Raw genomic sequence first — 13,164 nt, 5'->3', positions numbered from 1 at the left:
CCCGATTCCTGGGGGCGCCACGTCGGCGCCCACAGGCTGCAATGACTCACGTGAGGAATCTGAAATGTCCACCATGATCCGCCCGGCCTTGAGCCTGCTGGTACTCATGACCCTGATCACCGGCGTCGCCTACCCATTGGTGGTGACCGGTGTCGCGCAAGTTGCTTTTCCTGACCAGGCCAACGGCAGCCTGGTGCGCGATGCCGACGGCAAAGTGCGCGGTTCCAGCCTGATCGCCCAGGATTTTACCGGTGATCAGTGGTTCCATCCGCGCCCGTCGGCCGGCGCATTTGCGACGGTTTCCAGCAGCGCGAGTAACCTGGGCCCAAGCAACCCGGCGTTGGCAACGCGGGTTTTCGATGATGCCAATAAACAACTAGTGCCAGGCCAGGGGCCGGTGCCGTTGGCATCGCTGACTACCTCTGGCAGCGGTCTTGATCCACACTTGCCTCCACCGGCGATTGCCTATCAACTGGCGCGGGTGGCAGCCGCACGAAATGTGCCGGTGGCAACCCTGCAGCGCTTGCTGGATGAGCACATCGAAAGCCCGTTGGTGGGGCCGCCGGTGGTGAATGTGTTGGCGCTGAACATGGCGCTGGAAAAGTTGTAAGTAGTGGTGCCGTCATCGCGGGCAAGCCCGGCTCCCACAGGGGAATACATTCCTACTGTGGCAGCGGGCTTGCCCGCGATGGCGGCCTGAAGGACTCCAGATAAACACCTGAAGGAACCGCAAAGCATGAGCGACTCCGGCCGCGCCGACGCCCTCTTAGCCGATCTGCCCCGGGACGGCCGTGGCCGGCTCAAAGTCTTTCTCGGCGCTGCGCCGGGCGTGGGCAAGACCTACGCCATGCTCCAGGCCGCCCATACCCAGCTGCGCCAGGGCGTGCGGCTGATCGCCGGGGTGGTCGAAACCCACGGCCGCGCCGAGACCGAGGCCTTGCTCAGCGGCTTGCCGCAGCAACCGTTGGTGCGTACCGAATACCGCGGCGTGATGCTCGAAGAAATGGACCTGGATGGCCTGCTCGCCGCCAAGCCCAAGCTGGTGCTGGTCGACGAACTGGCCCACAGCAACGCCCCCGGCAGCCGGCATGAAAAACGCTGGCAGGACATTCAGGAACTGCTCGCCGCCGGCATCAACGTGTTCACCACGGTCAACGTCCAGCACCTGGAAAGCCTCAACGACCAAGTGCGCGGGATCACCGGCGTGCAAGTGCGCGAAACCCTGCCGGACTGGGTGCTGCAAGAGGCAGACGAGTTGCTGCTGATCGACCTGCCATCGCGCGAGCTGTTGGAGCGTCTGCGCGACGGCAAGGTGTACGTGCCGGAGCAGGCCCGTGCGGCCATCGACGCGTTTTTTACCCAGACCAACCTGATGGCCCTGCGCGAGCTGGCGATGCAGACCGCCGCCGCCCACGTCGATGACGACTTGGCCCAAGGCTATCGGCAACTGGGCCAGGCTGCGCCGGCGGTGCGCGGCCGCTTGCTGGTGGGCGTGGATGGCGATGCGCAGGCCGAACGCCTGGTGCGTCACGCCAGCCGCGTCGCTCAACGCCGACATTTGCCCTGGAGCCTGGTGCATATCGACAACGGCCGCGCGCGCGATGAGCAAGCGCGCCTGCGCCTGCAAAACGCCCAGCAACTGGCCGAGCGCCTCGGCGGCGAAGTGGTGTTGTTGCGCGCGGGCGAGGTGGCGAAGACGCTGATCCAGCATGCCGCCGAACGCCGCGCGAGCCTGCTGCTGGTCGGGCAGTCGCGCATGCGTTGGCGGCGTCGGTTGTTCGGCGGTGGGTTGGCGGCGCGCTTGCTGCGCAACGCGCGCGGTCTGGAAATCAACGTGCTCGACAGCGACGACATGCCCGCACCGCCGCGACTGCCGGATGTGCGCGGGTTGGTGTGGTTCGATTATGGCCTGGCAGTCGTTGCGACGATCGTGGCGGCGGCGTTGGCCTGGGCGGTGGCCAGCGTGTTGCCGCTGCCGAACATCTCGCTGGTGTTTCTCGCGGCGGTATTGCTGGTGGGCGTGCGCAGCAGCCTGGGGCCGTCGCTGGTGTGTGCGGCGCTGTCGTTTCTGACCTACGATTTTCTGTTTATCCCGCCGAACTTCTCCTTCGCCATCCAGCGCGAGGAGGACGTGTTGACCCTGCTGTTCTTTCTGCTGATGGCGGCGTTGACCGGCAACCTGGCCGCACGTCAGCGTCGGCAGCTGCAGGCCTTGCGCGATACTCAGGAAGAGACCAGCGAACTGCTCGACCTGTCGCGCAAACTCACCGCCGCCACCGATCGCCAGGCGGTGATCAGTGCGGCGGCCCATCATCTGGAAGGCTGGAGCGATATGGAGCTTTGCCTGGTCAACCGGGACGCGCATGGCGACTGGCAGGTCGAGACCGGTTCCGCGCTGAACCTCACCGAATCCGAACGCGCCGCCGCCGATTGGGCCTGGCAGCACGATCAACCGGCCGGCATGGGCACCGGCACGTTGCCGTTCGGGCGCTGGTGGTGGTGGCCGCTGTCGGGCGAGGAGGGGCCGCTGGGCTTGCTTGGCGTGAGCCCCAAACCGGGCCTGGAGCTGAGCGGGCAGCGTCGTCGCCTGCTCACCGCATTGAGCCAGCCGCTGGCCCAGGCGTTGGCGCGGGCGCAACTGGCGCAGGAGCTGGAATCGGCACGTCTGCACGGCGAAACCGAGCAACTGCGCAGCGCCTTGCTGGCCTCTGTATCCCACGACCTGCGTACGCCGTTGACGTCGATGCGCGGCAGCATCGACAGCCTGTTGGCGCTCGGCGAGGCGATTCCTTTGGAGGATCGCCGTGAATTGCTTGAGGGCACCCGCGATGAAGCCGAGCGCCTGGACCGCTATATCCAGAATTTGCTGGACATGACACGCCTGGGCCACGGTGCGCTGAAACTGGCGCGTGATTGGGTTTCGCCCGGCGATATCGTCGGCAGCGCCCTTGGCCGTTTGCGCGCGGTGCTGGCGCCGCTGCAGGTCAAGACTGACGTGCCGGCCGAGCTGCCGTTGCTGTATGTGCACGCCGCCTTGATCGAACAAGCGCTGGTCAACGTGCTGGAAAACGCCGCGCGTTTCTCACCCGCCCAAGGCCGTTTGGAGGTGAGCGCGGGCGTGGCGGATGACCAATTGTTTTTTGCGGTAGCCGATGAAGGGCCGGGGATTCCCGAAGACGAGCGCGCGAAGATTTTCGATATGTTCTACACCGCCGCCCGCGGTGATCGCGGCGGGCAGGGCACGGGCCTGGGCCTGGCGATTTGCCAGGGCATGGTCGGCGCACACGGTGGGCGTATCAGCGTCGCCGAGGGCATTGAAGGGCGGGGCACGTGCATCACCTTGTTCCTGCCGTTGCCGACTCAGCCTGGCCTGGAACGCGAGGCTTGAGCTACCCTCTTTTTTTCACGGATTTTGATTGGACACCATGAGCCAGACCGCGACGATTTTAGTCATTGATGACGAACCGCAGATTCGCAAATTCCTGCGCATCAGCCTGGCCTCCCAGGGCTACAAGGTGATCGAGGCCGGCACCGGCAACGAGGGCCTGGCCCAAGCGGCGTTGAGCAAACCGGATTTGCTGGTGCTCGACCTCGGCCTGCCTGACATGGACGGCCAACAAGTGCTGCGCGAGTTTCGCGAGTGGTCGACGGTGCCGGTGCTGGTGCTGTCGGTGCGCGCCAGTGAAGTGCAGAAGGTTGAAGCGCTGGATGGCGGCGCGAATGATTACGTGACCAAGCCTTTTGGTATCCAGGAGTTTCTCGCCCGCGTTCGCGCGCTGCTGCGCCAGGCACCGGCGGGGGAGGCTCAGGAAGCGGCCTTGAGTTTTGGCCCGCTGACGGTGGACCTGGCCTATCGCCGCGTGCTACTGGACGGTGCCGAAGTGGCGCTGACCCGCAAGGAGTACGCGGTGCTGGCGCAACTGGCGCGGCATCCGGGGCGGGTAATCACCCAGCAACAATTGCTCAAGGATATCTGGGGGCCGACCCACACTGAAGACAGTCACTACCTGCGCATTGTGGTAGGGCATTTGCGCCAGAAGTTGGCGGATGACCCGACTCAGCCACGGTTTATCGTGACTGAGGCGGGGGTGGGGTATCGGTTGTTGAATGCCTGAGTTTCGCGGCGTCCGCGCAGGCCTTATCGCAGGCAAGCCAGCTCCCACCATTGAATGTGTTCACAGATCACAATGTGGGAGCGGGCTTGCCCGCGATAGGGCCATCAGCCACAGCACACATTTCAACTCTGCTCACTCTCATATTTGTCCAGCGTATCCCTGGCAATCTCCCGCCCCAAAGCGATCAACTCCGGCGCCTTGTAGAACTCGAAAAACCGACACACACGCTTCGGCACGTTGATCAGCACGTCCGGCGGGTAACCGGCGATCTTGTACTGCGCCAGCGATGTCTGCATCACCTCGAAACTCTGGTTGATCAGGTCCAGCAGCGACGCCGGCCCGACGTTGTCGATGATGAACGAACCGGTTGCTGACTTTGGCGCCCCGGCCTTCTCCGGTGCAGCCGCAGGTTGCTGGGATTCGGGTTCGGCCGATTCCAGCCATGGGTTGATCTCCGCTGTCTGGGCGTGCAAAGCCTCCTGCTCAAGCTTCATCAACTGTTCGGCTTGTTTGCGGCGAAACGGCAGGTGTGAACCCAATGACTTGGCCAAGCTGTTGAAACGACTTTTGAACGCCGGTGGACGCTGGATCACGGGCAGTTGGTAATGTTTTTGGTTGGTGGCGTTGAGGTTGACCGCGATGATCAAGTCGCAGTGGCTCGACACCACCGGCACGATCGGCAGCGGGTTGAGCAGACCGCCGTCCACCAGCATTCGGTTGCCCTGCATCACGGGCGTGAACAGGCTTGGAATCGCCGCGGAGGCGCGCATGGCCTGGTGCAGGCAACCTTCCTGAAACCAGATTTCCTGTTGGTTGGTCAGGTCTGTCGCTACGGCGGTGTAGGGAATGCGCAGTTCTTCGATATTGATCTCGCCGACAATCTTGCGGATCTGGCCGAAGACTTTTTCGCCACGAATCGCACCCAGGCGAAAGCTTACGTCGACCAGGCGCAGTACATCGAGGTAGTCGAGGCTTTCGATCCAGTTGCGGTACTCGTCAAGCTTGCCGGCCGCATAGATTCCACCCACCACGGCGCCCATGGAGCAGCCGGCGATACAGGCAATGTCGTAGCCGCGCCGTTCGATCTCCTCGATCACGCCGATATGGGCATAACCGCGGGCTCCACCGGAGCCCAGCACCAAGGCAACACGCTTCTTCATGGTCCATGTCCTTCCCAAGGCAGGTGCCCACAATGCACCCATTGAGGGGCAAGCTTCAATCTTCGCCGGGGGGCTGTAATATTTTTCCAGGATAAGCGCAGTGCTCGGGTATGCTCTGACGATAGGCGCTCTGATTTCAGGCTGCGGACAAGGCACTTTTCCTTGTAGGCAACGTCTACACCCTACGACTGTTTTTCTTTATTTGAGGTGTCATCGATGAAAGCCTGGATGTGTGTGCCTGTGATTGTGTTGGCCCTGGCCGGCTGTGCCGGGAAAACCGCATACCGCGACAGCTGTGGCACGCAACTGGATGCCGCGTGGCATGAACTGGACCTGGCCAAGGCTGAAGGTTTTGCCGGCACCGTGAGCTACTCCAAGGCATTGTCCTTGTTGACTGGCGCCAAGACCCAGCAGCAATTCGAAGCGTTTGAAGGCTGCTCCAACAAGGCCGAAAAGGCGCGGTTCTATATTCGTGAGTCGCGCGCCGGACGTTAAGTCCTAGCGGCAACCAGGATGTTCATCGTCAAGGGAGGAAGGCATGTCAGCTTTGGTCGATCAGTTAGTCGCTCAGGTCATTGGCCTGGAAGTAGGGTTACTGAGCTGCCAGGCTCGCCTCGCCGCCGTCACCGACGATGAAGCCCTGCATGACCTGCGCACCACCGTGCGGCGCCTGCGCAGTTTGTTGCGCCCGCTGCGCGGGTTGCCGGGAGTCGAACAACTCGAATTGGCCGCCAGCACAGTCGGCCAGATGACTACGCCGCTACGCGACCGCGAGGTCCTGGCGGCGTACCTGCATCAGCACGGCTATCACCAGGCCGCTGAACGGCGCCTGCGCCTGCAACCCGACGCCTATCGCCATGTGGCGCAGAGCCCGGAAGTGGCGCACTTGCTGCAGATTCTCGATGCGTTCCCACGCTTTATCCGGGCTTCGCAGCACCAGAAACTGCTCAAGGGCCTGCGCCCGCGCATCGAGAAGCGCTTGGGCAAGCAATGGCACAAACTCGGTGATGCCCTCAAAGACCCGACCCATGATCGCCACCGCCTGCGGTTGCTGATCAAGCGGGTGCGTTACGCCGCCGAGACCTACCCCGAACTGGACAAACTGCCTGCCAAAGCCATGTCGCGCCTCAAGCTAGCCCAAGGCGCTCTGGGCGATTGGCACGACTGCTGGCAGTGGCTGGCGCAGGCCGGGCACCAAGCGGATTTGCAACCCTGCGTGCCAATGTGGCATCGCACCATGAGCAAGGCAGAAGGCGAGGCGGATCGGGTGCTGGACAAACTCAGTGCGGATTGTTTCTAGGTCGGTCCGGTTTTTGGCCGGAATGAGCGCTGTACCTTGTCAGCCCGATGGCTAACATCGCCCCATCGGTTTTCTTGATGTGAGGTCGCCATGCGCTTTAGTGATTTGCTCGACGCAGCCCGTAACAACCCGTTGGACGTGACCATCCCCGCCGAATGGGCTCAGGGCCGCGCGACCTTTGGTGGCCTGGTGGCTGCGTTGCAATATGAAGCCTTGCGCGCCCAAGTCCCGGCAGACCGGCCCCTGCGCTCTTTGGCCATCACCTTTGTCGGCCCCGTTGCGCCGGATGTGCCGGCCAGTTATCAAGTCGAAGTGTTGCGCGAAGGCAAGGCGGTCAGCCAGTTGCTTGGCCGCGTGGTGCAGAACGGTGAAGTGGCGACGCTGGTGCAGGCCAGCTTTGGTGCGCCGCGTGAGTCAGTGATAGATGTCGCGAGCGAGGCGCCGCCTAGTTTCAAACACTGGGATGAATGCCAGGAGCTGCCCTATATCAAGGGCGTGACCCCTGAGTTCATGCGCCACTTGGCCATGCGCTGGAGCGTCGGTGGGTTGCCGTTCACCGGTAACAAATCGCGCGACATGGGCGGTTGGGTGCGCCTGCGCGGTGATGTAAAGGAAGAGCCGCTGACCGAGTCGCACATCCTCGCCCTGGTCGACGCATGGCCCCCGGCCTTGCTTCCGCACCTGACCCAGCCGGCGCCGGGCAGCACGCTGACCTGGACCATTGAATTTATCCAGCCGCTGCAAGACCTGAGCACCCTCGACTGGTGCCAGTACCACGTCAACATCGAATATGCCCGCGACGGCTACGGGCATGCCGCGGCCGCACTCTGGAGCCCGACAGGCGAGTTGATCGCCATCAGCCGCCAGACCGTGGTGGTCTTCGCCTGAACCTCAGAATCGCTGGCTGCCTTGCGCTTCCAGTCTGCGACCGTGGCGCTGAAGCGCCACGCCTGCCAACACGCCGATCACGCCGACGGCAAAACTGGCCAGGCTCAGGCTGAACACGCCGGATGCCATCAACAGAAAACCGATGATCAGCAGGGGTACGGCAATTAATTGCAGCCCCAGGTTGGTCGGGTGCTGATGGGTTTCTGGGTGAATGCGCCATTGCCAGGCGGGGAAGTTAGGATGACGTTTGCCCATGATGGTGAATCCTCTGTCCGTTGAAGTAGCTTGGACAGAGTTTATGTAGGGGAGGGCGGGGTGGCGAATTGGGGCTGGCTATCGGCCTCATAGCTTTGATGTTGGTGTCACCCTTTAATAACAGGCGGAATCAGGGGCATTTATGTAGACGGAGGCCCCGCAGAGAGACGGATATCACGTTTTGAATTCAATCAACGACTCCTCATACTTTCACATTGTTATTTTCAACGTGTCGAATGTGGGGGGTATTCTTTATGGTGATGTCACCAAGTCCCCCATAGCTAAGATCAATGCGACACGTGTTGAAACCTTCGAGGTTCCATTGTCGGTTGGTCTGTCTGGATTTCAGCTATATCAATGCTAGAGTTATATGAGGTCTATCGTTATCTCTATCTATAGAGAATAAGACTATCTCTCCTGTTGCAATCGGTATGGAGAATACCTTGTTAAAAATACTTCTATCGAAATGATTCCAAACTTTATTTTTCAATCTCAGAATTATGGTGGTCATTCGCACCCGGTAGTTTTCCTGTGCGCGTCTTTCCAATGGTACTTAAATGGAGATGAGTACCCTGGTTTCCCAGCCTTAAATGGGTAAATATATAAGTTTTAGTTTTGGTTCCATGGTTTTTTAGTTATTTAAAATAGTAGTCATCTGGGCCGTTTATGTATACATTAGGGTCGCTAAGTGAAATGAATCTGGCTTTGAATTCTATTGAGGCATTTTCGCTGGTTGCGCGAAACTCGAAATGGTCATTGTGTTTTTTTATTTCCACCTTGAATACCTCGTGGGCGGGTATGTTTTGTACTTTTAATTCTTTAATGTTATGACAAGTTAATCCTGTCCTGCAGGTGTTATATCCTTTGTTCTTCCACTTTTCCGGCAACTGGTCCGGAAATTCTGGTATGTCAAACCCTAGGCCGACACAGGGTTGGTCGTTATCAATCCTCATGGAGAAAAGAGCAACCCTGTCAATTGCTATCGGTTGGCTAAAAATCTTTCCGAAAAATATACTTCCGTCTAATTCATTCCAATACTTCATTTTTGCTTCCTAAATGGATAGTGTTCCTTCGCCCCGGGTATGCTGCCTTTTCGGGGTTTATCAATTTAACGTCCATGGGCCTCAAGGCCAGCCGGCCAATAGCCGGGTTCAAAAGGCAGCCCTTTCAGCCCAGGTAGTCATTGAGAAATACATCGGCGGTCCCTCGCACTGAATAGTCAGGCGAGAGACTTTGAAGAGGTTCGTCAGGTAAATATGTCGGCGCTATTCGCCGGGGAGGCTAGGAGGTTTCGGCAAAATTTCGGGTAAACGCAAGGGCGATCGTAGGAGTCGGATTACAGGTTAAAAAGTCCTATAGCTTCAACTGCCCAATCGCTTTGCTCAACTCCCCGGCCAGCGTCGCCAGCTCATTGCTGGTGGTCGCTGAATCCACGGTCTGCTGCACCGTGTTTTCGGTCACATCGCGAATGCTCACCACGGCGCGGTTCATCTCTTCGGCGACATGGCTTTGCTGTTCGGCCGCCACGGCGATCTGGGTGTTGCTTTCGCGCATCTGCGCCACGGCGCCGGTGATGTCGGCGAGGGCCGCGCCGGCTTCCTGGGCTTGCTGTACGCAGTCGTCGGCCTTGAACGAGCTTTCCTGCATGAAGTCCACCGCATCGCGGGTGCCGGCCTGCAGCGCCGAGACCATGCGAGTGATTTCGTCGGTGGAGCTTTGCACGCGTTTGGCCAGGTTGCGCACTTCGTCGGCGACCACGGCGAAACCACGGCCCATTTCGCCGGCGCGGGCGGCTTCGATGGCGGCGTTGAGGGCGAGCAGGTTGGTCTGTTCGGCGATGCTGTGGATTACGCCGACCACGCCGTTGATTTTCTGGCTGTCCTCGGCAAGCTTCTGAATCATCTCGGCAGTCTGTTGCACGCCGGTGGAAAGCCCGGCAATCGAACGCTGTACCCGGCTGACCACTTCCTGGCCGCTGCCGGCGAGGGTGTCGGCGGTTTGGGACAGGTCGCGAGTGGCGCCGGCGTGCTGGGCGATGTGGTAGACGGTGGCGGTCATCTCATTGATCGCGGTGGCGGCCTGATCGGTTTCGCTTTGCTGGCCGAGCATGCCGTGCTGCACCTCGTTCATACTGCTGGCCAGGCGCGCGGCGCCATCATCCAATTGCTGCGCGGTGCGTGCCACGGTGCTGACCACCCGCTGGTAGCCGGCTTGCATGGCGTTGAAGGCGCTGGCCATCTGGCCGACTTCGTCCTTGCAGGCCAGGGGTACGCGGGCCGACAGGTCGCCGGTTTTCTCGACGTGCAGCATCACGTCCTTGAGGGTGTTGAGTTGGCTGAGCAGAAAGCGGATCAGCAGTTGCGAGGCGCCGAGCATCGCCAGCATCAGAATCAACACCGCCACCGCGTAGTTGGCGAAGCGTTCGCCGAACACTTGGCTCAGGCTGCGTCCGTAGGCCAGCACGGCGACCTGCTGGCCGTCGGCACGCGCGATCACCTCGGCGCCGATCAGCGGTTTTTCACCGAACAACGGCATGTGATTAAGCTCGACCCAACCGCTGGCATTGCCCAGGGCTGACAGAGCCTGATTGGCCAGCTGTGGGACTTGTCCACGGGTAAACGTCAGCCAATGCTCGCCCTTGGGCAATGGCTTGTCGGCGGGCCAGGCACTCAACAACCGCGCCTGCGCCTGTGCCGTAGCCTGGGAGGCATCGTTGCGCGCCTGTTGCTCGAGTTGCACGGCGTAGAGCACGAGCAACAAGGTGGTGATGAAGGCGACCGCGTTGACGGCCCAGAACTTGTATTTCAGCGAGATATTGCTAAGCCAGGCACCCATGGAAGGTTTTCTCTGATAGCGGAAACAGCATTGGCAAGGTGCCATTATTGTGCCGCTACTCAGGAAGCCGGTTTTGACATGGGTCAATGCGCCGCATTAATCCACTTCAGGCAAACCAAAAAATGCGCGCGAACAGGCGGTGCTGTGTGCAGCCAAGTCTTCCAGGGTTTCGTTGCGGTGCAGGGCGACTTCGCGCAGCACTTCTGGCAGGTAGGCCGGTTCATTGCGGCCGTTTTTCGGCTTGGGTCGCAACGTGCGCGGCAGCAGGTAGGGCGCGTCGCTTTCCAGCATCAGACGGCCACGTGGGATTTCCCTGACCAGCGGGTGCAGATGCGTCCCACGGCGCTCGTCGCAGATCCAGCCGGTGATGCCGATATGCAAGTCGAGGTCGAGGTAGCTGAACAGCGCCGATTGTTCGCCGGTGAAGCAATGCACCACCGCAGCGCTCAGGTGGTCGCGGTAATCCTTGAGGATCTCCAGCAAGCGCTGGTTGGCGTCGCGCTCGTGAAGAAACACTGGCAGTTTCAACTCGACGGCGAGTGCCAGGTGTTCTTCGAGGACTTTTTCCTGTTGTGGGCGCGGGGAAAAATCGCGGTTGAAATCCAACCCACATTCGCCCACTGCACGCACGCGGCTTTCGCTGAGCACACCCCGCAATTGCCGCGCGCTGTCGCCGTTCCAATCGCTGGCGCAGTGGGGATGAATGCCGGCGGTGCTGAACAGGCGCTGGCCGCTTTCATCGAGTTTTATGCAGAGTTCCAACGCCTGCTCGCTGCCCTCGATACTGGTGCCGGTGAGCACCAATTGCTGCACGCCGGCGGCATAGGCACGGTCGAGAACGGCCTGGTGCCTCTCGTCGAAACTGGGGTTGGTCAGGTTGACGCCGATATCAATGAGTTGCATGGTGCTATCTCCGCCTGCGGCCGGAAAGCATATCAGAGCTGTAGATTTATAAGAAAAACGAAGAACTACAACGAGTTATAGCTGTCTTTGAACGTCGCAAGTGACATTGTGGTCGGTCGTACGCCGTCCTCCATGCCACCGTTGCGCGCCTTGCCAGCGCATAAAGCGCTCTGTTTCTGACCTCCAGCCCTTCGCCTTTCGCGAGGGTGCTGGCCAGTATTCTTTCCGGAGAGCGGATGATCCGACCCTCGGCGTTGCTTATGTTGTGCCTGACGTTACTGCTGCCCATGGCGGCGGTCGCACGTCTGGATGGGCCGCTGGAAGTGACCAAGCCCGGCAAGGTACGCGACCTGGCGCAGATTCGCTCCAGTCGCACGCTGCGTGTGCTGGTCAATCAGAGCCGTAACAGTTCCGGTGAGGTCCAGGGCCAGGCCATCGGTGTTGAATACCATCGCCTGCGCGCCTTCGAGCAATACCTGAACGGCCACGCCCGTGACGGGGAAGAAATCACTCTCAAAATTATTCCAAAAGCCAAGGACCAACTGCTTGGCGCGTTGGCCCGGGGTGAAGGCGACCTGGTGGCTCCCGGTGAATTGCTTGATGTGAAGGCTGCGCACAAGATCAGCACCAGCGACCCCATTGCCAGTGATGTACCGTTGTGGCTGGTTGGCGTGAAGGGCGAGCGACGCTTTACCAAGCTGGAGCAGTTGTCCGGGCGCACGCTGGCCCTGACGACCGGCAGTGCAGCGGCGGATGCGATCAATCAGGTCAACCAGCAACTGGCCCTGCACAAGCGACCGCCGGTGAAGGTGGAATGGGTCGATCCGACCTTGGCGGTGGAAGATGTATTGGAGATGGTCCAGGCCGGGATTTTCCATCTCACCATCGTCGAGAAACCCATTGCCGAACGTTGGTCGAAAATCCTGCCCAAGTTGCGCTTTGATCGGCAAGTGGCTATCAGCGAGCCGGGCGATGAGTACTGGTTTGTTCGCCAGGATGCCTCAATGCTGCGGGCCAGTATTGACCGTTTCCTCAAGACCTACCGAACCCCTTCCGATCAGGACGTGGCGTTCCAGCGTATCTACCGACGCCTGTATCAGGTGCGCAATCCATTGGCTCGGGCTGACCGCCAGCGCTTGGAAAAACTGCGCCCGGTCCTGCAAAAGCATGCCCGCGAGCAGGGCATGGACTGGTTGAACCTGGCGGCGCTGGCGTTCAAGGAGTCGGCCCTGGACCCCGGCGCGCGCAACAGTGGCGGCCCGACCGGGCTGATGCAGATCACACCTTCGGCGGCGCAGCGGGTGGGCGTTAACAATATCGAGAGTCTGGACAGTAATGTGCAAGCAGGCGCCCGGTATCTGGCGATGATCCGTCGCAAGTTCTTCGCCAGCCCCAAGCTTAACGAGCGCGAGCGTATGGCCTTCGTGCTGGCGGCTTACAACATGGGGCCGGAGCGGGTGCAGGGCATGCGGGCCGAGGCTCGGCGCCGCGGTCTGAACCCCAATCAATGGTTTTTCCAGGTCGAGCGTATTGCCATGGAGCAAGTGGGCATGGCTGGCGTCAGCTATGTTAATAGCGTGAACAAGTACTACCTGGCGTTTGATCGAGAGCGAGAGTCTCTGGAGCCGACAGTGCCAAAACTTGCTTCACGCAAATGATCGGATTTATAGATGATTATTAGGCGATTTTTGCGCTTTTATGATTGCCT

General features: G+C 60.4%; 11 protein-coding genes and 1 pseudogene. 7 read left to right on the top strand and 5 right to left on the bottom strand.

All coding sequences use genetic code 11. The features are described from left to right. Positions 1–64 precede the first annotated feature (64 nt). The 3 genes from kdpC to AC19YS_RS09810 all read left to right on the top strand — a co-directional run bounded on the left by kdpC (position 65) and on the right by AC19YS_RS09810 (position 4,115). Entirely contained in the window at positions 65–610 is a 546-nt protein-coding gene (gene kdpC / locus AC19YS_RS09820; protein ID WP_106576850.1) for a potassium-transporting ATPase subunit KdpC, read from the top strand. 126 nt (positions 611–736) lie between these two features. Further along, entirely contained in the window at positions 737–3,388 is a 2,652-nt protein-coding gene (locus AC19YS_RS09815) for a DUF4118 domain-containing protein (protein WP_500601575.1), read from the top strand. Positions 3,389–3,425: 37 nt separating this feature from the next. After that, positions 3,426–4,115, top strand: a complete 690-nt coding sequence (locus AC19YS_RS09810) for a response regulator (protein ID WP_106576848.1) — start codon at positions 3,426–3,428, stop codon at positions 4,113–4,115. A gap of 122 nt (positions 4,116–4,237) precedes the next feature. Here AC19YS_RS09810 and AC19YS_RS09805 read toward each other — a convergent pair whose 3' ends face one another. Continuing rightward, positions 4,238–5,275 (bottom strand): patatin-like phospholipase family protein, encoded by a 1,038-nt coding sequence (locus tag AC19YS_RS09805; RefSeq protein ID WP_106576847.1) that lies wholly within the window; start codon positions 5,273–5,275, stop codon positions 4,238–4,240. Between the two features lie 216 nt (positions 5,276–5,491). Here AC19YS_RS09805 and AC19YS_RS09800 point away from each other — a divergent pair, with 216 nt between their 5' ends. From AC19YS_RS09800 to AC19YS_RS09790, 3 genes are all read left to right on the top strand, one after another. Then, the gene (locus tag AC19YS_RS09800) at positions 5,492–5,770 is read left to right on the top strand and encodes a hypothetical protein (RefSeq protein ID WP_010176194.1); all 279 of its coding nucleotides are present in this window, start codon (positions 5,492–5,494) and stop codon (positions 5,768–5,770) included. A gap of 43 nt (positions 5,771–5,813) precedes the next feature. Then, on the top strand, positions 5,814–6,575 hold the full coding sequence (locus tag AC19YS_RS09795; protein WP_500601573.1) for a CHAD domain-containing protein: 762 nt from the start codon (positions 5,814–5,816) through the stop codon (positions 6,573–6,575). Positions 6,576–6,665: 90 nt separating this feature from the next. Next, positions 6,666–7,463, top strand: a complete 798-nt coding sequence (locus AC19YS_RS09790) for an acyl-CoA thioesterase (protein WP_500601572.1) — start codon at positions 6,666–6,668, stop codon at positions 7,461–7,463. A 6-nt stretch (positions 7,464–7,469) separates the two neighbouring features. Here the strand turns inward: AC19YS_RS09790 and AC19YS_RS09785 are convergent. From AC19YS_RS09785 to AC19YS_RS09770, 4 genes and pseudogenes are all read right to left on the bottom strand, one after another. Next, a pseudogene (locus tag AC19YS_RS09785) lies at positions 7,470–7,718 on the bottom strand (terminase); the annotation flags it as partial. Between the two features lie 635 nt (positions 7,719–8,353). Next, the gene (locus tag AC19YS_RS09780) at positions 8,354–8,761 is read right to left on the bottom strand and encodes an Imm50 family immunity protein (protein ID WP_200623116.1); all 408 of its coding nucleotides are present in this window, start codon (positions 8,759–8,761) and stop codon (positions 8,354–8,356) included. 310 nt (positions 8,762–9,071) lie between these two features. Further along, positions 9,072–10,553 carry a methyl-accepting chemotaxis protein gene (locus tag AC19YS_RS09775; RefSeq protein WP_200623114.1) on the bottom strand — a complete coding sequence of 494 codons (1,482 nt, stop codon included), beginning with the start codon at positions 10,551–10,553 and terminating at the stop codon, positions 9,072–9,074. A 96-nt stretch (positions 10,554–10,649) separates the two neighbouring features. Then, positions 10,650–11,456: a TatD family hydrolase gene (locus tag AC19YS_RS09770; protein ID WP_169368542.1), complete on the bottom strand. Its 807-nt coding sequence runs from the start codon at positions 11,454–11,456 to the stop codon at positions 10,650–10,652. A 236-nt stretch (positions 11,457–11,692) separates the two neighbouring features. On the opposite strand from AC19YS_RS09770, the gene AC19YS_RS09765 reads away from it, so the two are divergent. Further along, positions 11,693–13,114 (top strand): MltF family protein, encoded by a 1,422-nt coding sequence (locus tag AC19YS_RS09765; protein WP_200623112.1) that lies wholly within the window; start codon positions 11,693–11,695, stop codon positions 13,112–13,114. The last annotated feature ends 50 nt before the right edge of the window (positions 13,115–13,164 follow it).

Source organism: Pseudomonas sp. MF08831, from assembly GCF_059862645.1.
The sequence above is the reverse complement of the archived record's forward strand: the minus strand, read 5'-3'. Positions and strand labels throughout refer to the sequence as shown.

Bases quoted from the DNA above. Each gene is read 5' to 3' on its own strand.
- kdpC (WP_106576850.1), top strand. From the start codon at position 65: ATGTCCACCATGATCCGCCCGGCCTTGAGCCTGCTGGTACTCATGACC.
- AC19YS_RS09815 (WP_500601575.1), top strand. From the start codon at position 737: ATGAGCGACTCCGGCCGCGCCGACGCCCTCTTAGCCGATCTGCCCCGG.
- AC19YS_RS09810 (WP_106576848.1), top strand. From the start codon at position 3,426: ATGAGCCAGACCGCGACGATTTTAGTCATTGATGACGAACCGCAGATT.
- AC19YS_RS09805 (WP_106576847.1), bottom strand. From the start codon at position 5,275: ATGAAGAAGCGTGTTGCCTTGGTGCTGGGCTCCGGTGGAGCCCGCGGT.
- AC19YS_RS09800 (WP_010176194.1), top strand. From the start codon at position 5,492: ATGAAAGCCTGGATGTGTGTGCCTGTGATTGTGTTGGCCCTGGCCGGC.
- AC19YS_RS09795 (WP_500601573.1), top strand. From the start codon at position 5,814: ATGTCAGCTTTGGTCGATCAGTTAGTCGCTCAGGTCATTGGCCTGGAA.
- AC19YS_RS09790 (WP_500601572.1), top strand. From the start codon at position 6,666: ATGCGCTTTAGTGATTTGCTCGACGCAGCCCGTAACAACCCGTTGGAC.
- AC19YS_RS09780 (WP_200623116.1), bottom strand. From the start codon at position 8,761: ATGAAGTATTGGAATGAATTAGACGGAAGTATATTTTTCGGAAAGATT.
- AC19YS_RS09775 (WP_200623114.1), bottom strand. From the start codon at position 10,553: ATGGGTGCCTGGCTTAGCAATATCTCGCTGAAATACAAGTTCTGGGCC.
- AC19YS_RS09770 (WP_169368542.1), bottom strand. From the start codon at position 11,456: ATGCAACTCATTGATATCGGCGTCAACCTGACCAACCCCAGTTTCGAC.
- AC19YS_RS09765 (WP_200623112.1), top strand. From the start codon at position 11,693: ATGATCCGACCCTCGGCGTTGCTTATGTTGTGCCTGACGTTACTGCTG.